The organism is Vibrio sp. J383 (assembly GCF_023503985.1).
Lineage (GTDB): Bacteria > Pseudomonadota > Gammaproteobacteria > Enterobacterales > Vibrionaceae > Vibrio > Vibrio splendidus.
The window spans coordinates 960,213-980,922 of the sequence record NZ_CP097294.1 but is presented as its reverse complement, the minus strand read 5'-3'; the positions used below and the strand labels follow the sequence as shown (position 1 = coordinate 980,922).

General features: G+C 43.5%; 20 protein-coding genes. 9 read left to right on the top strand and 11 right to left on the bottom strand.

Annotation, left to right across the window (positions count from 1 at the left end; genetic code table 11):
• Positions 1-3: 3 nt before the first annotated feature.
• Positions 4-1,140 (bottom strand): efflux RND transporter periplasmic adaptor subunit, encoded by a 1,137-nt coding sequence (locus M4S28_RS20775; RefSeq protein WP_249633710.1) that lies wholly within the window; start codon positions 1,138-1,140, stop codon positions 4-6.
• Positions 1,141-1,399: 259 nt separating this feature from the next.
• Here M4S28_RS20775 and M4S28_RS20770 point away from each other — a divergent pair, with 259 nt between their 5' ends.
• Positions 1,400-1,843 (top strand): dCMP deaminase family protein, encoded by a 444-nt coding sequence (locus M4S28_RS20770; protein WP_017081944.1) that lies wholly within the window; start codon positions 1,400-1,402, stop codon positions 1,841-1,843.
• Between the two features lie 143 nt (positions 1,844-1,986).
• Here M4S28_RS20770 and M4S28_RS20765 read toward each other — a convergent pair whose 3' ends face one another.
• From M4S28_RS20765 to pepT, 3 genes are all read right to left on the bottom strand, one after another.
• Positions 1,987-2,829 (bottom strand): mechanosensitive ion channel family protein, encoded by an 843-nt coding sequence (locus M4S28_RS20765; protein ID WP_004731751.1) that lies wholly within the window; start codon positions 2,827-2,829, stop codon positions 1,987-1,989.
• 142 nt (positions 2,830-2,971) lie between these two features.
• On the bottom strand, positions 2,972-3,439 hold the full coding sequence (locus M4S28_RS20760; protein ID WP_249633709.1) for a DM13 domain-containing protein: 468 nt from the start codon (positions 3,437-3,439) through the stop codon (positions 2,972-2,974).
• A 76-nt stretch (positions 3,440-3,515) separates the two neighbouring features.
• Positions 3,516-4,748, bottom strand: a complete 1,233-nt coding sequence (gene pepT, locus M4S28_RS20755) for a peptidase T (RefSeq protein ID WP_249633708.1) — start codon at positions 4,746-4,748, stop codon at positions 3,516-3,518.
• A 349-nt stretch (positions 4,749-5,097) separates the two neighbouring features.
• Between pepT and M4S28_RS20750 the strand changes: the two genes are divergently transcribed.
• The 3 genes from M4S28_RS20750 (at position 5,098) to M4S28_RS20740 (ending at position 7,572) form a co-directional block, all read left to right on the top strand.
• Positions 5,098-5,244: a hypothetical protein gene (locus M4S28_RS20750; RefSeq protein ID WP_004731758.1), complete on the top strand. Its 147-nt coding sequence runs from the start codon at positions 5,098-5,100 to the stop codon at positions 5,242-5,244.
• Positions 5,245-5,654: 410 nt separating this feature from the next.
• The gene (locus M4S28_RS20745) at positions 5,655-6,647 is read left to right on the top strand and encodes an aldo/keto reductase (RefSeq protein WP_004731759.1); all 993 of its coding nucleotides are present in this window, start codon (positions 5,655-5,657) and stop codon (positions 6,645-6,647) included.
• Positions 6,648-6,837: 190 nt separating this feature from the next.
• Positions 6,838-7,572 carry an RNA methyltransferase gene (locus M4S28_RS20740; RefSeq protein ID WP_004731761.1) on the top strand — a complete coding sequence of 245 codons (735 nt, stop codon included), beginning with the start codon at positions 6,838-6,840 and terminating at the stop codon, positions 7,570-7,572.
• A 97-nt stretch (positions 7,573-7,669) separates the two neighbouring features.
• Here M4S28_RS20740 and fdxA read toward each other — a convergent pair whose 3' ends face one another.
• The gene (gene fdxA, locus M4S28_RS20735) at positions 7,670-7,993 is read right to left on the bottom strand and encodes a ferredoxin FdxA (RefSeq protein ID WP_017074827.1); all 324 of its coding nucleotides are present in this window, start codon (positions 7,991-7,993) and stop codon (positions 7,670-7,672) included.
• A gap of 254 nt (positions 7,994-8,247) precedes the next feature.
• Between fdxA and M4S28_RS20730 the strand changes: the two genes are divergently transcribed.
• Positions 8,248-9,879, top strand: coding sequence for an NAD(P)/FAD-dependent oxidoreductase (locus M4S28_RS20730; protein WP_017077435.1), 1,632 nt, complete (start codon positions 8,248-8,250; stop codon positions 9,877-9,879).
• Positions 9,880-10,001: 122 nt separating this feature from the next.
• Here the strand turns inward: M4S28_RS20730 and M4S28_RS20725 are convergent, their stop codons facing one another.
• The 3 genes from M4S28_RS20725 to bluB all read right to left on the bottom strand — a co-directional run bounded on the left by M4S28_RS20725 (position 10,002) and on the right by bluB (position 14,176).
• On the bottom strand, positions 10,002-11,468 hold the full coding sequence (locus M4S28_RS20725) for a hypothetical protein (protein ID WP_249633707.1): 1,467 nt from the start codon (positions 11,466-11,468) through the stop codon (positions 10,002-10,004).
• A gap of 176 nt (positions 11,469-11,644) precedes the next feature.
• On the bottom strand, positions 11,645-13,300 hold the full coding sequence (locus tag M4S28_RS20720; protein WP_108185600.1) for an ABC transporter substrate-binding protein: 1,656 nt from the start codon (positions 13,298-13,300) through the stop codon (positions 11,645-11,647).
• Positions 13,301-13,504: 204 nt separating this feature from the next.
• A complete protein-coding gene (gene bluB, locus M4S28_RS20715) occupies positions 13,505-14,176 on the bottom strand; it encodes a 5,6-dimethylbenzimidazole synthase (protein WP_249633706.1) in 672 nt (223 codons plus the stop codon).
• Between the two features lie 167 nt (positions 14,177-14,343).
• Here bluB and M4S28_RS20710 point away from each other — a divergent pair, with 167 nt between their 5' ends.
• The 3 genes from M4S28_RS20710 to M4S28_RS20700 all read left to right on the top strand — a co-directional run bounded on the left by M4S28_RS20710 (position 14,344) and on the right by M4S28_RS20700 (position 16,787).
• The gene (locus M4S28_RS20710) at positions 14,344-15,540 is read left to right on the top strand and encodes a DEAD/DEAH box helicase (RefSeq protein WP_249633705.1); all 1,197 of its coding nucleotides are present in this window, start codon (positions 14,344-14,346) and stop codon (positions 15,538-15,540) included.
• Between the two features lie 112 nt (positions 15,541-15,652).
• Positions 15,653-16,075: a PPC domain-containing DNA-binding protein gene (locus M4S28_RS20705; RefSeq protein WP_249633704.1), complete on the top strand. Its 423-nt coding sequence runs from the start codon at positions 15,653-15,655 to the stop codon at positions 16,073-16,075.
• A gap of 88 nt (positions 16,076-16,163) precedes the next feature.
• A complete protein-coding gene (locus M4S28_RS20700; RefSeq protein WP_108118040.1) occupies positions 16,164-16,787 on the top strand; it encodes a 3'-5' exonuclease in 624 nt (207 codons plus the stop codon).
• Between the two features lie 70 nt (positions 16,788-16,857).
• Here M4S28_RS20700 and M4S28_RS20695 read toward each other — a convergent pair whose 3' ends face one another.
• Complete coding sequence (locus M4S28_RS20695; protein WP_249633703.1) at positions 16,858-17,694, bottom strand: DUF6279 family lipoprotein; 837 nt, start codon at positions 17,692-17,694, stop codon at positions 16,858-16,860.
• Between the two features lie 302 nt (positions 17,695-17,996).
• Between M4S28_RS20695 and M4S28_RS20690 the strand changes: the two genes are divergently transcribed.
• The gene (locus M4S28_RS20690) at positions 17,997-18,170 is read left to right on the top strand and encodes a hypothetical protein (protein ID WP_017077429.1); all 174 of its coding nucleotides are present in this window, start codon (positions 17,997-17,999) and stop codon (positions 18,168-18,170) included.
• Between the two features lie 84 nt (positions 18,171-18,254).
• Here the strand turns inward: M4S28_RS20690 and dbpA are convergent, their stop codons facing one another.
• Both dbpA and M4S28_RS20680 read right to left on the bottom strand, forming a co-directional pair.
• Complete coding sequence (dbpA, locus tag M4S28_RS20685) at positions 18,255-19,634, bottom strand: ATP-dependent RNA helicase DbpA (RefSeq protein WP_004731781.1); 1,380 nt, start codon at positions 19,632-19,634, stop codon at positions 18,255-18,257.
• 149 nt (positions 19,635-19,783) lie between these two features.
• A complete protein-coding gene (locus tag M4S28_RS20680; protein WP_249633702.1) occupies positions 19,784-20,692 on the bottom strand; it encodes an aldo/keto reductase in 909 nt (302 codons plus the stop codon).
• Positions 20,693-20,710: the final 18 nt, after the last annotated feature.

The window sequence follows — 20,710 nt, the reverse complement described above, 5'->3', positions numbered from 1 at the left end:
CCCTTACTCAGCTTGTTCAGCAGTAGGTTGAATGCGAACAGACATACCATTACGCACACGCTGTAAGCCTTGAGTGATCACCGCGTCGTTCTTCTCTAATCCAGAATGAACAATCACACCACCTTCAACTTGTCGTCCCATCTCGATGTTTCTACGTTCAGCGACAGGCGCACTCTCGCCTTCAACCAAAACCATGACAAAGTCACCTTCTAGGTCGGTTTGAACTGCACGTCGCGGAATAGTCACAACATCAATAGATTGTTTTTCACGTAGATCAACGCGAACGTGTTGACCTGGAAGTAGTTGCTGATTCGGGTTATCGGCAATCGCACGCATCGCGATTGTACCTGTATTGAGGTTGATACGGTTGCCCAAGAAATCAAGCTGACCTAGATGTTCAAACGCTTCACCATTCTCAAGTATGATCTGAACTTCAACCCCAGCAGAGTCGCTGCTGCCGTCGCCTTCAATGCGATCCATCCCTAACTCGATACGCTCACGCTCACTGATGCTGAACGACGCATGGATTGGGTCTAGGCTAACCAAGGTAGTTAATACACCTGAAGACGGCGAAACCAGATCACCAGTACTCACTTTGGTGTCGCTGATTCTTCCAGAAAAAGGCGCGGTAATTTGGGTATGAGAAAGCTGAACATTGGCTGCGTTTAACTGAGCATGGCTAGCTTCAAGTTGTGCTTGAGAACCTAATAAATTTGCCGTCAGCGCATCGAATTCCGATTGAGAAATACTGCCCTTCGGGAGAAGATTCTTACCACGGTTGAAATCAAGTTCGGCTTTTTTAAGGTTCGCATTCGCTTGAGCAACAGACGCTTTTGCACTTGCAACTTCAGCTTCAAACGAAGATGGTTCGATTGAGTAAAGTAATTGGCCCTTTTCGACCATTTGGCCTTCATTGAAATGACGGCTTTGTAGATAGCCTGAAACCTGCGCGGTGATAGCCGTGTCTTCAACGGCTTCAATACGACCGATGTACGACTTACTTTGCTGGTGAGAAACAACGCTAACATCCTGTACAGCTACGAGAGGTAGAGGCGCTTGCTTGGCATTTTGAGCATCTTGCCCACATCCAGCAAGAATAAGAGAGCTTGCAAGAGCCGTAAGGATCAACTTTTTACGCATGGTTATACCGTCACTTATTAGTATTTGAACAGTATAAAATTTACGTAACACACCCGTTACCATTGTCCGAGGAATATCAATTATAACTAGCCAAAGTGTATCAATATGTTAATTGAAACCAAGTGCTTATAAAGTGGTTACAAACACGTTACAATCCTTAGGTAAATCAACCTCTCAGCTTTTGTTCTCTATGGATATTGTCTAACATAATGTATTGTCGGGCAGATAAGCATTCACATTTAATTGTTAAGGAATTCTCATGATTTCAAAATGGGCTAAGCGTTTCTATCAAATGGCGGAATTGGTCGGTTCTTGGAGTAAAGATCCTTCAACTCAAGTCGGTGCCGTAATCACGAAGCACAACCGTATTGTCTCGGTTGGTTTTAATGGCTACCCACATGGCGTGTCTGATAGTGCGGATACTGATGACAGAGAAATGAAGTACCTCAAGACGCTTCACGCTGAAGAAAATGCAATCTTGTTTGCTAAACGTGATTTAGACAGTTGTGAAGTTTGGGTGACTCACTTCCCTTGTCCGAACTGTGCAGCAAAAATCATCCAAACTGGGATTTCAGCGGTACATTGCCCAGAGCAAAGTGAAGACTTCCTTTCTCGTTGGGGAGATAAGATCAAGATAAGCCAAGATATGTTTGAGCAAGCAGGTGTGGAAGTAGACTGGTTACCACTCGCTGATCTGAACTAATATCGAAGCCGAATTTCAGATTTAGAAAAGCCGAGAGTCGATCTTATCGCTCTCGGCTTTCTTTTACTTTCAGAGCCTTACGTTTCGAACATGAAATACGTGAACAACATAAAGCGTTAGTTAGGATTAAGCGTTAATTGGGGTCAAACGCTAGTTGGAAAGGCCTCTGCGTACGCTTCCATAAAGTCTTTACGAATATCTTGCTCAAGATGAATCGCTTTTTCGGTCGGACAGAAGATCATAAAGTGCACTTCTTGCTCACCCGTCGAACTGCTCGTGATGTGAATATGAGGCTCAGATCCCGGAAGGTCAACGCCAGCGTGTTTTTCGATCACACCGTTATAACGGCGGGCAACATCGATAAACTCTTCACAATGCTCTTCAATTTTCACAATAAGACCCGGCACCATTGGATATAGGTTGACGAAGTCTTTCACCGTCACAAAAAAGTTATGATAAACATAGCGCTTCATGAAATTAAGGTTCTTGACCGGGTAGGTGAAGAACATGCTATTGGGCAGCGTAGCGGTCTTACCTGTGAAATGGTATTGCCCGTGATATAGGTCGATTTCCTGAATCACAGTCGCCATCAAGTTGTGCTCAATCACCTCACCGCTGATTTTGCCTACTTCAATCCAGTCACCAATTCTAAATGAACGAGAGCTTGCGCGTTGAATCGACCCCGTAAAACATAAGATGATCTCTTTAGACGCAACGACTATAGCAACAGCAATGGCCGTTACTGACAGCGCAAACTCGCTGATTTCAGATTTCCACAGCACAAATAAAGTGACCATAATAATGGCAAACGTACCGTTCTTGGTACGTGACATCCAGTTACGTTGATCTTCACTGAGAAAAGCGACATCACCACGGATTCGAGACAGAGTGATTCGTCGGATTATTAATATAATGCAGATGATCAGCACACTAAAAATAAACTTATTAGCGAGTAAGAAATCGATCACTTGCCACAACTTTTCCATTACGTATTCCTTTGTATTACAACAATTAAGCTTTATAACGACGAGCTTTACAACGACTGACTCAACCCAAAAAACACATTATAAAAAAGCGCTCAAAAATAGAGCGCCCCTTTTCATGATTAATTCAGCTTAGGTAAGGCTATCATTTTATTTTGGCAGAAGTAATAAATTGGCCAAAAGTTTCACACCAAATCACAACCGTATTAAATCGATTGAGATCAGTACCCTCGGGAAGCTCAACCATAAACCGGTCAAATGTTTTTACATCTCCGACTCGAAGTAGTTCGCTCTTGCTGTCATTGAATGCCTGCTCGGTTTCAATAAATTTAGGTGATAGGTAAACTTTGTAATCAGGCCCCGGTGCCAGTTCACCTTCAAAAGCTATCGCACTTTCAGACACAGAAACGATGCCTTCTCCCCAATGCAAAAAGTCACTGTCTTGTCGGTCTTTAGTGAACTCGCCTGTGTAGATCGCCTGCTGACTGATCGCTTCAACAGAACTTGAGGAAGGAGAATCAGGCTCAATCAAGATAGGTAGTGCATAGACACCAAGCCCAAAACCAAAAGCACCCACGGTTAAGTGGGTGCAAAGTAAAACTAACTTTTTCATCGCGTACTCCCTTATGCTTAAAGAGAGTATTATTGAATACTCTTAAAAATACAAAGAGATATAACGCTTTGATATCCTATTTTTGGTAATGAGTCGCCGTACGCTGAGACAATTCGACAATCACTTTTACCGCTTGCTCCATGCCTTGAATGGTAATGAACTCATGAATACCGTGGAAGTTATAGCCGCCAGTGAAGATATTCGGACATGGTAGCCCCATGAAAGATAAGCGAGCACCGTCTGTACCGCCTCGGATCGGTTTGATCATTGGCTCAACATCGCACTCGATCATCGCTTGCTTCGCTAATTCAATAATATGTTGATGCGGTTCAACCATCTCTTTCATATTGAAGTAGCTATCGGTTAGCACCAGCTCAACACGGCCTTTCTCAAGACGCTCATTCAGCTCATCCACTTTCTGTTGCATGAATACCTTACGTGCTTCTACACCCTCACGCTCAAAATCACGGATGATGTAACCTAATTCCGAACGCGCTACGCCCATTTCAGCTGATTTCAGGTGGTAGAAACCTTCATAACCTTCTGTGCACTCGGGTGTTTCTTGTGTTGGCATCATCAATTGGAATTGAGCCGCAATATTCATCGCGTTTACCATTTTGCCTTTTGCGGTACCCGGGTGAACGTTCACGCCATGACAGATAACATCTGCGCTCGTAGCATTGAAGTTCTCAAATTCCAACTCACCGACTGGACCACCATCAATGGTATACGCCCACTCAGCGCCGAACTTCTCAACATCAAACAGGTTCGCACCACGGCCGATCTCTTCATCCGGTGTGAAGCCAATACAAATATCACCGTGTTTGATCTCTGGGTTCGCTTTAAGGTAAGCAATCGCACTGATGATTTCAGCAATACCCGCTTTGTTGTCGGCACCAAGCAGAGTCGTACCGTCAGTCGTAATAAGGTCGTGGCCATGTAAAGAATCAAGGTCTGGATATTGGCTTGGGTTCAAACTCTCGCCACTTTCACCTAATTCTATCGTTCCACCTTGATAATCTTTAATCACCTGTGGTTTCACGTTCGCACCGGAAGCATCAGGAGCGGTATCCATATGCGCGACAAAGCCAATAGCAGGCACATCATAATCGACATTCGACGGCAGTTTCGCCATCAAATAGCCATTTTCGTTTAAAGAGACATCAGTTAACTCTAATGCGATCAATTCTGATTTTAAGGCTTCAGCAAATGGAATTTGACCCGGTGAACTTGGGCACTGCTGATTAGAAGGATCGGATTTAGTATCAAAAGTAACGTAATTCAAAAAACGTTCTACAAGCTTTTCCATAATTCATCTCACCATGGATTAAGTAATTGATTTACTGACTTTATTATTCATGTAGATAAGCGAGGCATTGTTAAGTAAATACTTACGCAGAGTCAGTAGCGAGGTTTTTCATCTTACGCCCCTGACCATCTATGTAATTGCTCTACATCATTATTGTGCGAAATTAGACGAGCTTCCTATACTTGAAATCAGAGGGTTTCGTCAGTTCAATATTGCATACGGATGATAAGCGATTGCTTTGTACGCATTCTACGCCCTCCACTCTCAGCCTATAAAAAGTACAAAGTGGATGATGATCACAATTTATCCTTGATGCAGAATCTGTCATACGTTACACGGAGACACAGTTATGACGATTAATAAATATTTCATTTTATCTCCTCAAGCCTCTGAGGAAACACTTCAACCAGCATTAACTGAGAAAGAAGTTCAAAGGCAGGAAGCTCTAAGACAGGCGCAATCTCAAGGTGGGTTTGACACCAACGCGACCTCGTAACTTAATCAATACTCAGAACATATTTATAGAACCCCTAATAAAAGAGCTCTACTTCTCTATGATGTAGAGCTCTTTTGTCTTTGACTCTTCTTCTCTCTTTCTATGATGTCCTATTCAGGCGTCAAACCCATTCACGTTTTGTGACTCCCCTGCTTTATATCTATAGCTCCACGAATATGCGGCTAGCTCATTCGCTACGTTGAGAAATGACTCATTAAACTTCCCTCAGCCATACCTTGTCGTGTCATTTTGTGCTAATAATTTATATTCGTTTTCATTCCTCACTCGCTCTCTTTTCAAAAACTCTAATGCGAGTACCAGAGAACTTAACCACAGGAATCCCGAATTCAATGGAATATTCAAAACTAGGAAGTAGTCAAATTCCCGTTTCCCGCATCTGTCTTGGCAGCATGACTTGGGGGCTGCAAAATACACAACAGCAAGCCGACCAACAGATCGAATACGCACTAAGCCAAGGTATTAACTTCATAGATACTGCAGAAATGTACGCGGTTCCGCCTTCTCCAGAGACCTACGGCAAAACAGAAGCAATCATTGGTAACTGGCTATCGCGCCACCCGCAGCGCCGCCAAGAACTGATCATAGCGAGTAAGATTGCAGGCCCAGGCCTTCCTTGGGTTCGAGATGGTGGCCCTATAACGGGTGAAGCCGTAATCGAAGCGGTTGATGCGTCATTAAAGCGTCTACAGACTGATTATATCGACCTATATCAACTGCATTGGCCAAATCGAAATACACCTCACTTTGGAAAACAGTTCCCAAATCAAATTCGCTTCAGTGATATCGACCGGAAGCAGCATGAAGGGGAAATGTTGGAGATCCTTCAAGCCCTAGCGAGCTGCGTTAAAGCAGGAAAAATCCGTCATGTTGGTTTGTCTGATGACACTACTTGGGGTATCAACACCTATCTCAAGCTGAGCGAAAAACACGATTTGCCACGCATGGTCTCGATTCAGAATGAATTCAGCCTACTTCACGCAAAAGACTGGCCGTATCTGATTGAGAACTGTGTGCATGAAGATGTCGCTTACCTGCCTTGGTCACCGTTATCTGGAGGAATGCTCAGTGGAAAATACATTGATGGTGCAAGACCGGAAGGCAGCCGCTGGACATACATGCAGCGTAAGGGCATTTTCCGCGACACCGAATCAGCCAATGAAGCGGTAAAAGGATATGCAGAAGTCGCGAACACTCATGGATTTACGCCGAGCCAGCTTGCATTAGCATGGTGTAATCAAGTCGATGGTGTTACCTCATCCATCATTGGAGCGACCACGATGGAACAGCTCAAAGAAAACGTAGCCGCTTTCAGCAAGCCTCTATCAGAAGAGATACTCACTGATATCAACACAGTGTTTAAGCGCTACCCTGTTCCATATTAAGCGGTCAGTTCGTCTAACTTGTTCAGCTTAGTCTTTGGTAAGTAAATCAGATAAGAGCGTGCTATTTAGTACGCTTTTCTTTTTGTAAGCGGGTCGCTTTTGCTTTTTATGTGGATCGCATTGAGCTATCACGCTTTTGGTTCTCCAACCTTTGCTCTATAATGCGCGGGCTTATATCTAGGATAAAAACATGATTTCAAAAAACCAATTAAAACTCCTTCGTGCTTTGGGCCAAAAGAAACAACGTAAAGCCCACGGCTTGTTTCTAGTTCAAGGTGAAAAGAACGTTCTTGAGCTGTTCAATAGTGACTTAGTCGTGAAGAACGTCTTTGCTACCGCTGATTTCTTATCTGAAAATCACGCTTCACTGTTTGAGTTTGATTGTGTTGAAGCTTCACTAGATGACCTCACCAAAGCGAGTACTTTGGTGAGTAACAATGCGGCGATTGCTGTCGTTGAGATCCCAACATTTGAACTGCCAGAAGCAACTGGGCTGATGATTGCACTAGATGGCGTTTCAGACCCGGGCAACCTAGGTACGATTATTCGTGTAGCAGACTGGTATGGCATTAAGCATATCGTTGCGAGCAGCGATTGTGCAGACCCGTACAACCCTAAGACCATCAGTGCAACTATGGGTAGCTTTGGCCGAGTACACGTAAGCCAAACAGACTTACCGGCTTATTTAGAACAAGCGAACCTACCGGTTTACGGCGCGTTCTTAGAAGGCGAAAGTGTTCATAAGACAGAATTTACTGCCAATGGTATTTTGCTAATGGGCAGCGAGTCTCACGGCATTCGTGAACATGCGGCTAAATACGTAACGGATAAGATTACGATTCCTGCATTCGGTGGCGCAGAGTCTCTGAATGTAGCAATGGCGACAGGTATTATTCTCGACAATATGCGTCGTCAGCATAGCTAGATCTCACTAACTAACGAGCCAATCGACAGTGTTCAGATATTAAAAAAGGCGTATTGATCAAATCAGTACGCCTTTTTATTTGAGTTCTTTTCAACAATTACTTTTCTAGCATTGCCAACTTATCAGACACACCATTCCACTTTTCAGCGTCATCCATTGGTGCTTTTACTTCCGTCTGTACCGGCCAGATTTCGGCAAGCTCTGCATTCACTTCAATAAAAATCTTTTGGTCTTCTGGAAGATCATCTTCCTGGAAGATCGCTTGAGCGTCACATTCAGGTACACACAACCCACAATCAATGCATTCGATTGGGTTTATTACCATGAAATTCGGACCTTCATGGAACGCATCTGCGGGGCACACCGCCACACAGTCTGTGTATTTACATTGGATACAATTATCGCCTACGACAAATGCCATGATGCTCTGCTCTATAAGTTAGTCAAAATTGAAGAATGGGGGATAATACTCATCCCAAAGCAAAATTCAACATCATAAGGCTCTAATATCGAGTCTATTTGCTCCATGTTTCCAAATTAGTATGACAGATAAATCAATTTCTCGTAAAATGCGCGCCATTGTGAGCTTATCGCTTCTTTCAACATCAGCGTTGCCATCAAACTCTGTATTAAGAAACGAGCTAGCTAAGACACCTATAAAAACGAGACATCAAAATGATACGTTTAACCGAAATTAAACTCCCACTAGACCATGAAGAGTCAGCCATTCAAGACGCTATTGAAGCAAAGCTTGGCATTAACGCTGATCAGGTACTTTCTTTTAATATCTTTAAACGTGGCTACGATGCTCGTAAGAAATCAAAAATCTTACTTATCTACACGCTTGATGTTCTCGTTGAAAACGAAGCTGAGTTGTTAGAACAATTCATCAGCGACCCACACGTAAAAGTGACTCCTGACATGGAGTACAAATTCGTGGCTAAAGCGGTTGAGAACCAAACTGAGCGCCCTGTCGTTATCGGCTTTGGCCCTTGTGGTCTGTTCGCTGGCTTAGTGCTTGCTCAAATGGGTTTCAACCCGATCATCGTTGAGCGTGGCAAAGAAGTTCGTGAACGTACGAAAGATACCTTTGGTTTCTGGCGTAAGCGTACTCTGAACACAGAATCAAACGTACAGTTTGGTGAAGGTGGCGCAGGTACATTCTCTGACGGTAAGCTATACAGCCAAGTTAAAGATCCAAAGCACTACGGCCGTAAGGTAATCGAAGAATTCGTAGCTGCTGGCGCACCAGAAGAAATTCTATACGTAAGTAAACCACACATCGGTACCTTTAAACTGGTAACCATGATCGAGAAGATGCGTGCTTCTATCATTGAGCTAGGTGGCGAAATCCGTTTCAGCACTCGCGTAGACGACGTTCATATGGAAGACGGTCAAATCACTGGCCTAACGCTTTCTAACGGTGAAGAGATTAAAACTCGCCACGTAGTACTGGCCGTAGGCCACAGTGCTCGTGATACGTTTGAAATGCTGCACGAACGTGGCGTTTACATGGAAGCTAAGCCTTTCTCTGTTGGTTTCCGTATCGAACACAAACAGGCGATGATCGATGAAGCTCGCTTCGGCAAGAACGCGGGCAACCCTATTCTAGGTGCTGCGGACTACAAACTCGTACACCACTGTAAGAATGGCCGCACTGTATACAGCTTCTGTATGTGCCCGGGTGGTACTGTGGTTGCAGCGACTTCTGAAGAAGGCCGCGTAGTAACCAATGGTATGAGCCAATACTCTCGTGCAGAACGTAACGCAAACAGTGCCATCGTTGTGGGTATCGACCCAGAGCGTGATTACCCAGGTGACGCACTAGCAGGTATCCGTTTACAGCGTGAATTAGAAAGTGCCGCTTATGTTCTAGGTGGCGAGAACTACGATGCCCCTGCACAGAAAATCGGTGACTTCCTAAAAGGTCGCGATCCAAGTGAAATCGGTGAAGTAAAACCATCATTCACACCGGGTATCCACCTAACGGACATTTCAAAAGCACTGCCTGATTTTGCTATCGAAGCGATTCGTGAAGCAATCCCAGCGTTCGAAAAGAAGATCAAAGGCTTCTCTACGCCAGACGGTCTGCTAACGGGTGTTGAGACTCGTACGTCTTCTCCTGTATGTATCAAACGTGGCAAAGACTTCCAAAGCATCAACTTAAAGGGCTTCTTCCCTGCAGGTGAAGGTGCAGGCTATGCTGGCGGCATCTTGTCTGCTGGTATCGATGGTATTAAGGCTGCAGAAGCACTAGCGATATCAATGGCAGAACAGAACCAAGCTGAGAAAATTGAGATCGCTTAAGCGCTTTTAATAAAGTAAAGCTACATAACGGTCAACCAAAACTAAAAATCCAGTGTCTTGTAGACACTGGATTTTTTTATTGCGTACGGATTATGTAGATTTACTCGGTATCGACTCTGGCTTTACTTACAAGTGTCTTTTGACCAGGTCACACCATCATCTGAACACTCAAATCGACTTGTTCCATTCTGGTAATAATAACCTTTAGTCCAGTTACCTTGAGAATATTTAGACGTTATCGTTTGAGTATAATCAAACGGCGTATTTTCAATGTACGCATACTTATGTCTGTTCCAGTTATCAGCGCCATATGAACTGTTGTCATCAAAATCTACCGATAGGTAATTGAGCGCATCAAAGTCGCTGCGCGACACACTATCCAATGAGTCACCTAGATTAACCCACTTTGGATGTGGCGCATTATTCTCAAAATTAAATTTGGCTTGTATCTGGGTAAACTGATCTTTGTAGTCACCGACAACATCTGCCGTCAAGGTTTGCATAAAGCCCGCACCAACGTCTTGACGAGAACAACTTTCCCAATCAAGTTGTTGAGACCCGCCACGGTTCATCACACCAAAGGTAGTCAATGAGTTAGGCAAAACCTGTTGCTTGATGGTCTCTTGCACCGAACATGAATATTCCGTTCCATCGCTACTCAATGAGAATGAAGCTTCCTTGTCATACTCTAAGCCATTTTTCTTCTGACCATTACGCTCAAAATGTTCACTTAAAACCAGTTCTGTCTGCAGGTCGGCCGAAACTTCATGTTCGATAACAACAAGTTTGTCAGCGGTCATCACTGTTTTAACTTTATACCATTTATTGATTTCATTTTTTTTCGAGTAATCCCAATGCTCCCAGTAATAATCAACATAAGCTTGTTGGGCTTTTGGGTTCTCTTTTTGAATCTCTTTGGTCTCTTGATACGATTTTTTGATAGCCGGCATCATTTTCTGCGCTAACTCATAGAGCTCAGTATTTTGATCTTTAACGAAATCTCCATACAGGTCTTCAACTGCGATGTTGTATCGATTGGCAATTCGGAAGTCATGCTCTTTCACATTTTGGATAATGCTATTTTGGGTGTTCACAGCTTGCTTTAAAGCTGAACAACTGTTTAAACCACCGTTATACAGATCGGCTTGGATCTGATTCCATAAAACGGTCGTAAGTGGTGTCGTAGACTTAATTTCTTGATTGGAACTCACCGTCATGACTGGCGGAAATACTAACTGATAAGGTTCAGTAATCGGCGAGTTTGGGCTATCCGCATCAATTGCGCCGATCGGCACATTCACTACGATTGGTGCGTAATCCATGCAATCCGAGTTAGAGCCCGTTAAAGACAATTCATAGCTGCCCTCATGGTCGGTGATGCTGCTTGGCTCACCTTCATCTAACACACCATTATAATTGATGTCCAAAAACGCGGTCGCCCCTGAAATATAACCATCGATAGCCACACCTTGTAAGGTTTTTGTTTGAGGAGCGGGAGCACTTGTACTGCTGCTACCACCACCTCCTCCTCCGCCACAAGCAGTAAGGCCACCAGCGATAAGTGCGATAGAAATAAGCTTAAGTTTCATTCGATGAGATCCTAATGAAATACATTAATAAGTAGGGTTGTCATTGGGGGGATGACCGAGAATGACTGTGATAGTCATGGCCAGTCATAATAGCGATTGGTATTCAAAAGAAACATGAAAGGGTGCTAGGCAATTTATGCATGTTTTGTTCTAACGAAGGGTCTTAAATGGACTAATTACATATCGCTTGAAGATATCCAGAGTTTATAGAAATCACTGTAGCCAGTTTGATTGATCTCTACGCCTTGAACCTCAATACTATTAGAAACCTTCTCTTTACCATGAAATAACGGACAAAGGAGCTTCTGTTGATACAGTGATTGTTCAATCTTTTTCAACTCGCCGACTGGATTAGCACAACTAACGGCTAAGTGAACTCTCTCACAATGCTCTCTCATCTCAGAACTGTCATAAATGAACCTGAGTCCAGACGAAGCAAGTAACCAATCATACAGGCCATAATCTTTAGGCTGTTCAATAATTTCTTCGATAAATAACAGGTCTGCCGATTCGCTCATAGAGCTAGGATCACTAATATTGGGAAGTTCAACGACTTCAATAGCGACACCAGTCTTTGCAATCGTTTGTTGTAGCCAGTCAGCCATATCTTGAAGTAAAGGAATCGTCATTTTAGGTCGAGTTAGGACAACAGTGCCCGTCAAAATAGGGACAGAATCACTGCACATTAATTCGCTCGACGAGAAAGACAAATCATCCACCACCATATCGATGTCAAAATCTTTACTACTGGTTTTAATAAACGATACCAAGCAGGCTAGGTTTTCGGGGGTAATATCTGAATTTTTCCTGTGATTCACGGCAAGGTACGACAGGGCATTGATGGTGGTTTCTTCCGCTACACCAGACTTATTGAAACTGAGAGTATGATCATTTAAGCCATCAATATCTGTCAGCGTGATCTGCTCTAACAGTGAGTGTTGAGCAAAGTAACCACGGTGACGTTTTAGAATAAGGCGCTCTTCGCTCCAATCATCTAAAGAGAAAGGTCCCGTTCCAATATACGCGCTGCGCCCACTAGCAAAATAGCTACGCTTGCAACGGTAGATAGACGCGTGTGCACTACACAGCGCATAGATAAACATTGGGTTTGCGCGCGCTAGCTCGATAGTTAGTTTTTTCTCACCCACCACATGAACATCATTCACCTGCTCAAATAAAGACTGTACCGGGCCATCTATGTTTTTTAACCGTAACAAACATTGAACGACATCTTTTGCACTCAAGGTTTCACCGTCATGGAAAACAACATTAGGCCTTAACCAAAAATGCAGAAAGCGCCCTTCCATCTTCCAATGGTGGGCAAGACTGGCTTGAGGCTCGCCATTAAGGTCTTGAACTAACAAAGTATTATAGATACTTCTCAGAATTTGATGTTCAGCGATTCTATAGGTTTTGGCGGGCTCTAGATTATCAACCCAGGGGTATTGAGTGATCAACAAATGATCATGCTGTTGATTGAAAAGGTTATGTTTTTCAGTGGCTAGCGTCAGTGCCTTTATTGCGGTATCACCATAGCTTTCTAAAAGGCGAGGAATTACGTTAAAGCGACCTTGCTCTAACTGAAGCGCTAAAACTTGCTCTAATGCCTCAGAGAAGCTAAGCAAAATTTTAAATTGACTAAGCCTCCCTCGTCCTTTGGACGGAATCCAACAAATCCACTGGAATTCAGATAGGCATTTCAGGACGATCGAAGTGTTTCTACGAGAAGTAGAAAGCGAGTGTTCCAGATCATCTATCGTTAGGTGGTACTCTTCACCTAGTTCATATTTGACCAGCAGCTGTTGGAATCTACGTAAGTTCGCGTCGTTCAATGGGTATCCAAATTCAAGCGTTTAAAGGAACGAGAATAGCTATCACAAAAATATGGTCTCTATTTACTCGTTCAACATTGGAATATGCTTTGTGAAACTGTTGATATAAATATTATCAACACCCAATTTAGTTTATAAACACCTCTTTTAGCAAACAAAATAACCAATGATGATACGTAGTCGTAATCAAAATAAGAGATGCGTTTAGTCTTTGACTGAATTCGTTATTTGCTCTGAATTCCACTTACCTTTATGAATCGCAGAATTGACGTCTCGTCTTGGTAGCCAACCCATGGTTTCTAGTTCGGGTTTATCTTTGAAGTGGTCAACGTAGCCGATACATAGATACGCCACGATATCGATGTTTTCTGGGATATCTAAAGCGTCTCGCAGTGTTGAGTCGTGAAGAATGCTCACCCAACCTAACCCAAGGTTTTCAGCTCTTGCTGCGAGCCACAAGTTTTGCACCGCACACACGGTGCTGTACAAATCCATCTCTTGTTTAATGGTTCTACCTAGCACAACCTTTCCGGTTCGATTGCGGTCGCAAGTCACACAGATACCGATAGGCGATTCAACAATACCTTCAAGCTTTAATCGCTTATACATCGCCTGCTTTTCATCGGTGAACATTTGCGCGGATTCCGCATGAGCCTGATTAAAACCGGCTTTGATTTGTTGTTTGGTTTCGATATCACGGACAACGACAAAATCCCAAGGCTGCATAAACCCAACACTGGGAGCATGGTGCGCTGCGGTTAGCACACGCATCAAAACGTCTTCTGGGATCTCATCAGGAAGAAACTGACCACGAACATCTCGGCGAGAAAAAATCGTTTTATATACTGCATCGCGTTCATTCGGCGTAATTTCCATACATCCCTGTCTTATCGTCGTCTTATTGAGTCAGTATTATCCAACTAAAGTGTCTATGTTACTAGCGGTACACAAGCAACATGGTAGAATGCCGCCATTAATCTTATCCTTGTATAAGATTGTTGAACCTTTCCATCGCTATTTAGCCAAATCATACCGAGAAACTTATGCCATTTTCCAAGCTTGGATTAAGCTCACCTATTGTTAAAGCCGTTGCAAAACAAGGCTATGAAAAGCCAACCTCTATTCAAGAAAAAGCAATTCCGATTGTGCTTTCTGGTAAGAACCTAATTGCTGCAGCACAAACAGGTACAGGTAAAACTGCGAGCTTTGTTCTCCCTATCTTAGAAATGCTAAGTAAAGGTGAAACACAACGTAAAAAACGCATTCGCGCTGTTATTCTGACACCAACTCGCGAGCTTGCGATTCAGGTTGAGCAGAACATTACTAAGTACGCGAAGTTCCTAAACCTAACATCACTAGCGATGTACGGTGGCGTATCTTACCAACACCAGAAAGACCGCTTGATCGAAGGTGTCGATATTCTTGTGGCAACTCCAGGTCGTTTAATCGATATGTACGGACAACGTGCCGTTCATTTTGATGAAGTTGAAGTACTGGTTCTTGATGAAGCAGACCGCATGCTAGACATGGGTTTCATCGAAGACATCAACAAGATCATCGCGCGTTTGCCACAAAACATTCAAAACCTGTTGTTCTCAGCAACGCTATCAACGCCAGTTCGTGCGCTAGCGAAAAGCGCAATCAGTGAAGCAGAAGAGATTTCTATCGCCAAAACTGACGCTTCTAAAGCAAACATCGAACAATGGTTAGTTACAGTCGATAAAGACCGTAAGTCTGCACTTTTAAGCCACATGATCACTGACGGTGAGTGGGACCAAGCGCTTATCTTTATCGAGACTAAGCACGGCGCGGCTAAATTGGTTGCTCAACTTGAAAAGCGTGGCATCCAAGCTGAAGCTTTCCACAGTGGACGTAGCCAAGCGATTCGTGAAAAAATCTTAGCTGATTTCAAGAAAGGTAACCTAAAATACCTGGTTGCGACTGGTGTTGCTGCGCGTGGTATCGATATCGATAACCTAAGCCGCGTAGTTAACTACGACATCCCATTCCCTGCGGACGACTATGTTCACCGTATTGGTCGTACAGGCCGTGCGGACGCGTCTGGTGAAGCGATCTCTTTCCTATCGAAAGACAACTTCAAGAACCTGTGCATTATCGAAAAACGTCTTGGTCACTTGATTGAGCGTCGCGTTGTTGAAGGTTTCGAACCACGCAAAGAAGTACCTATTTCTGTATTGAACTTCGTGCCTAAGAAGAAAAGAGAACAGCAACAAGACTAAGTAATTTCAGCGACAGAAAATGTAAAAGTCGCGTTAGCCAAAATGAAAATAAAACGAAGCCCTATGTGGCTTCGTTTTGTTCTTTGAAATACAAATAAAATTGAGGCAATAGATGATCACTCCTATCGCAACGAGATTAACCCGTGGGCAAGACCTAAAGCTTGAGATCCAAAAACTAGTGACAGCGCACAATATCTCAGCGGGCTCTGTCGCGTCTTGTGTCGGGTGTGTTACTCAGCTCAATATTCGTTTGGCTAATGCAAACAACACCAAGCTAATCAAAGCTCCGTTCGAAATAGTGTCGGTGATGGCGACGCTAACCCCAAACCACCAGCATGTTCATATATCCGTTGCTGATGAAAATGGCGATGTGATTGGTGGGCATTTGCTTGAAGGGACGATTATCGCAACCACCGCTGAATTGATTGTTCACCGATACGATACCTTGACCTTCAACAGAGAGCATGACGATTCGACGGGTTACACTGAGCTCACTGTCAGTAGCAATACGCAACAGAACAACAACGCGCAATAGAACAACGCCACGCAATAGATTGACCCATAGCAACACTAAGCGCCCCATATAAAGCGATACAACTAAATAAATAGTATTAGGAAACACGATGGCTCCAAACTCCGCAGACTCCGTTATCGTTCTCGATTTCGAAACCACAGGCTTATCACCAAACATGGGTGATCGAGCGATTGAAATCGGTGCGGTTAAACTCGTTAACGGTGAAGTCGTCGACACCTTCCAGCAGCTAATGAATCCAGGGTTTCGTGTTAGCGGGTTCATTGAAAGCTATACCGGAATCAGTAACCGTATGTTAAGCACTGCGGCCAGTTGCAGTGAAGTGATGGATGAGTTTGCAGACTTTATCCAAGGCAGCCAACTTGTTGCTCACAATGCGTCGTTTGATAAGCGCTTTCTCGATGCGGAATTAGATTTTATTGGCCGAGACTACATAGGCAAGTTCGCTTGCTCAATGTTGATTGCTCGCCGTCTAATCCAAGACGCACCGACTCATAAGCTAGGCGACCTTGTGCGTTTCAAAAATATCGACAACGACGGTACTTTCCACAGAGCGTTAGCCGATTCAGAAATGACAGCACGGTTATGGTTATTGATGATTGATGAACTGCAAAGTGATCACGGTATTCAACAGCCGAGCTTTCAATTGATGCAAAAAATATCTAAGACAGCTAAAGGCTCGATTCCAAAGCTGCTGATGAGTAACAGAGGCTAACTCTCTGCATTCGGTTTAGGGTTTGTCAGAAGGCTAGTAGCAAACAGTCACTAGCCTTAATATAGCTACCCTACTCCTGCAGTGACACTAACGTCGTCTTGAGGCTTTCTAGTTCACTCATAAAATAAGCCCATTGTTTATCACTGCTCACTGCGGCGATATCCACCAAGAACTTCGCTGATGTTTGCATATTCTTATCAAGCTTAGACTCCAGTTCTTGCGGATAATAATCTTCATTGTTCAAAAGTAGCTTCATAATAATTGGCTGTGCAATATGTAAATCGGTCTTCTTTTGCATAAGTGTCGTTAGGTCTTGATACGTATTATTTTGATATTGTCGCCAGCTGTCGTTAGTATTTACCCACTCTTGAGACCACATCAAAATAATCGTTTTTTGCTCTTTCGATACCGACCCGAGCCATCGCTCTAACCGATCTTCAATTCGACTTCGATAACGCTCTCTCGAATCTTCATCATTCAATGATAATCTTTCCTCGTAATATTCTTGCTGCTTTTCTCTAAAGTTCTTTAAGAATTCGTTATCTAGCTCTGGGGTAAGCTGCATACTTAACGCGTAAATATCTGGAGCGAACTTATTAACGATCGAACGGATATGATTTTTAGTTTGTTCACTTTGATCAATGATAAAAGCAACATTCATATCAGAACGGTCTAGGTTTTGAATCGCTTGCAGTTGCAACATATACAGCGGAAGTTGGGTTTCTTTATGCCATTGCTGTAATAAGTCGAGGCGCTCTTCGAGCTCTGATTCTTGACTGTTGGATAGAGAAACAAAGTCTTCAATATAGCTAACCGCAAACCAGCTTATATTGTTGTAGGCAAATTTAGTCCCGCAACCAGCGAATACAAAACAGACTAATAAGACTAACCATCGACACTTTCTCATTTAACCCTCTCACGATATTCAGCAAAGCCACAATCCATTAACTCACCCTTTTAAGGTTAGCTCTAGTTCTTATAACGCTAGTTCTAGCTCTTATAAAAGTAGCCTTAATAAACAGTGGCTGTAAAAACTTTGAGATAAATTGAGACTCAGACTTGCTAATCTAGCTATTTCGGCAAATGATTAAACTAAAAATAATTAATGGCAGTGATGTAACTTGATTTTTATTGCTCATTTGATGTAAACGAACCTTATAAACGAATGGTTTATTTATTTTCAAATGATTAATATTTGGGAGGTAAGCTATGGCCGCTACTCCTCATTATACAAGCGAGTTAGAGTACGAGCTTTGTTATTTTGACGATGGAAGACTAACCACAATTACGATATCCGCTAATAATCGACAGGAAGCGATGACTTGGTATCTTAGCGAAGGAAGACATATCAACGATTTCTATTCGATCAGACCTGATGAATAAACGTTTGATACGTTACTGACTGTGGAACACCCTTTACTGCATTATCACTAGCATGACTTAGCAGTAAAGGGAGACAATCTCGAATTACTTCAGAATTCGGGCGCGGAATTGACGACCCTTCATTTTACCTGATTCGATTTTACCTAATGCTTTCTTAGCCATTGATCTTTCTACAGCAACGTAAGCGCGCATCGCGAACAAGTTGATCTTACCTACTGACTTACCATCAATACCGCCTTGGCCTGTCAACGCACCAAGGATATCACCTGCGCGAAGTTTCGCTTTCTTACCACCATCAATCTGGATGGTTACCATGTTTGAGTAGTACGGCTTAGCAATTGGTTTAGCTGGCAACTGAGACGGTTCGATTGGCATATCCATGTACTCATCAATTTGAGCAACACGGTGCATCTCTTTTTCGCTAAAGAAGCTAATTGCGACACCTTTGCTTCCTGCACGACCAGTACGACCGATGCGGTGCACGTGTACTTCAGGATCGCGAGACAACTCAAAGTTGAACACGGCATCTAGGTTATCAACATCAAGACCACGAGCGGCAACATCGGTTGCAACCAAGATAGAGATGGTTTTGTTTGAGAACTGAACCAAAGCTTGGTCACGTTCACGCTGTTCCATGTCGCCATGAAGCTCGATAACACTGAAACCACGGTGGCTTAGCTCATCATTTACGTTCTGCACTTCTTTCTTAGTATTACAGAACACAACAGCTGACTCTGGTTGATGATGAAGAAGCATTAGCTCTAGTGCGTCATCACGAGCTTCAGTACCTTCAACCTTATAAAAGTGTTGTTGGATGCTTGAGTGATCGTGCGTTGATTCAACCTTCACCATTTCAGGGTTATTCATGATGCGGTCTGCAACAGATTTAATCTGTTTAGGGAAAGTTGCACTGAACAATAACGTTTGACGATCTTTTGGTGCTGCTTCAATAACAGCATCTAGTGCATCTTGGAAACCCATTTCCAGCATGCGATCGGCTTCATCTAACACAAGTGTGTTCAACTCAGACAGGTCAATACGCTCTCTCTCTAGGTGGTCCAGTATACGACCAGGTGTGCCCACAAGAATGTGTGCGCCATGCTCTAATGAACCAATTTGTGGGCCCATTGGCATACCGCCACATAGTGTCAGCACTTTAATATTGTGAATGCCACGAGCAAGAGTACGGATCTCTTTTGCTACTTGGTCTGCAAGCTCACGAGTCGGACATAACACTAAAGATTGAACACGAAAACGCTTAACGCGTAGGTTTTGCAGCACGCCTAAACCAAAGGCAGCTGTTTTACCTGAACCCGTTTTACCCTGACCGATAACATCCTTGCCATCCAGAATAGTAGGAAGACTTAACGCTTGAATAGGCGTCATTTCAGTATAACCAAGAGAGTCTAACGTGTTTAGAAGCTCAGGTTTAAGGGCGATTGAAGAGAATTTTGAAGTGCTCAATGGAAATATCCAACTGGTGAAAAACAGAGTGCATTATGAGTGTTTTTGAAAATTATTCCACCTTAATCACAGTTTTGAAGAAACATGTTAGGCGAACACAAAAAAGCCAGCTTTGTTAGCTGGCTTTTGCTTCTATTTTGACTCGCTGCCTATGGCACACCGTGACCTTTAGAAGCAACCCATACGCGATACCATTGCTCGCGAGTCAGCTCTATTTTCAGTGCATCAACAGCCGTCTTCACGCGTTCAATCTTACCTGAGCCAATAATTGCAATTGGGTTAGATGGTAAACGACGAACCCAAGCGTAAATCACTTGGTCAATGCTGTCTGCACCCACTTCTAGACGAATCGCCTCTAGCTCATCACGAACGCGAATCGCTTGTGCTGAATCACCACTGAAAATGCTACCGCCGCCTAGACAAGACCACGCCATTGGACGAATACGGTTCATCTGTAGTTGATCCAGCGTTCCATCATGAGCCGCTTCGAAGTTCAATGGGTTGATTTCAACTTGGTTTGTCACTAGTGGCTTACCTAGTCGAGATTGCAATAAGTCGAACTGGCGCGGTGAAAAGTTAGAGACACCGAAGTGCTTAACTTTGCCGACCTTATGCAGTTCAGCGAACGCTTCTGCTACTTCATCTGCATCCATCAGTACATCTGGGCGGTGAATCAGTAATACATCAAGTTCGGTTACACCCAAACGCTCTAGAGAGTTATTTACCGACTGGTAAATATGATGCGCGCTGGTGTCATAGTGATTGATCTTACGATCTGGAGTGTGGTCTCCACACAAGTTGATATCGCACTTGGTGACGATTTGAATATCATCACGAAGGCTTGGCTCAAGCGCTAATGCTTCACCAAACAACTTTTCACATTGGTAGTTACCGTAAATATCCGCGTGATCAACAGTTGTGATGCCAAGATCAATGTGCTGCTTCAGGAAAGTCAGGCGTTGTTGCGGGGTCATACCCCACTCTGCTGTACGCCAGTATCCTTGCACCAACTCAGAGAGTTCTGGGCCTTGTGGCGCTGTCGTTACTCTTGCAACCATGGGTTGTCTCCTTTATCA

Excerpts from the sequence above, each read along its gene's own strand:
- M4S28_RS20750 (WP_004731758.1), top strand. The coding sequence starts at position 5,098 with ATGACGATTAATAAATATTTCATTTTATCTCCTCAAGCCTCTGAGGAA.
- M4S28_RS20760 (WP_249633709.1), bottom strand. The coding sequence starts at position 3,439 with ATGAAAAAGTTAGTTTTACTTTGCACCCACTTAACCGTGGGTGCTTTT.
- M4S28_RS20700 (WP_108118040.1), top strand. The coding sequence starts at position 16,164 with ATGGCTCCAAACTCCGCAGACTCCGTTATCGTTCTCGATTTCGAAACC.
- M4S28_RS20740 (WP_004731761.1), top strand. The coding sequence starts at position 6,838 with ATGATTTCAAAAAACCAATTAAAACTCCTTCGTGCTTTGGGCCAAAAG.
- fdxA (WP_017074827.1), bottom strand. The coding sequence starts at position 7,993 with ATGGCATTTGTCGTAGGCGATAATTGTATCCAATGTAAATACACAGAC.
- M4S28_RS20745 (WP_004731759.1), top strand. The coding sequence starts at position 5,655 with ATGACTTGGGGGCTGCAAAATACACAACAGCAAGCCGACCAACAGATC.
- M4S28_RS20680 (WP_249633702.1), bottom strand. The coding sequence starts at position 20,692 with ATGGTTGCAAGAGTAACGACAGCGCCACAAGGCCCAGAACTCTCTGAG.
- M4S28_RS20690 (WP_017077429.1), top strand. The coding sequence starts at position 17,997 with ATGGCCGCTACTCCTCATTATACAAGCGAGTTAGAGTACGAGCTTTGT.
- M4S28_RS20775 (WP_249633710.1), bottom strand. The coding sequence starts at position 1,140 with ATGCGTAAAAAGTTGATCCTTACGGCTCTTGCAAGCTCTCTTATTCTT.
- M4S28_RS20730 (WP_017077435.1), top strand. The coding sequence starts at position 8,248 with ATGATACGTTTAACCGAAATTAAACTCCCACTAGACCATGAAGAGTCA.
- M4S28_RS20710 (WP_249633705.1), top strand. The coding sequence starts at position 14,344 with ATGCCATTTTCCAAGCTTGGATTAAGCTCACCTATTGTTAAAGCCGTT.
- pepT (WP_249633708.1), bottom strand. The coding sequence starts at position 4,748 with ATGGAAAAGCTTGTAGAACGTTTTTTGAATTACGTTACTTTTGATACT.
- bluB (WP_249633706.1), bottom strand. The coding sequence starts at position 14,176 with ATGGAAATTACGCCGAATGAACGCGATGCAGTATATAAAACGATTTTT.
- M4S28_RS20725 (WP_249633707.1), bottom strand. The coding sequence starts at position 11,468 with ATGAAACTTAAGCTTATTTCTATCGCACTTATCGCTGGTGGCCTTACT.
- M4S28_RS20770 (WP_017081944.1), top strand. The coding sequence starts at position 1,400 with ATGATTTCAAAATGGGCTAAGCGTTTCTATCAAATGGCGGAATTGGTC.
- M4S28_RS20705 (WP_249633704.1), top strand. The coding sequence starts at position 15,653 with ATGATCACTCCTATCGCAACGAGATTAACCCGTGGGCAAGACCTAAAG.
- M4S28_RS20695 (WP_249633703.1), bottom strand. The coding sequence starts at position 17,694 with ATGAGAAAGTGTCGATGGTTAGTCTTATTAGTCTGTTTTGTATTCGCT.
- M4S28_RS20765 (WP_004731751.1), bottom strand. The coding sequence starts at position 2,829 with ATGGAAAAGTTGTGGCAAGTGATCGATTTCTTACTCGCTAATAAGTTT.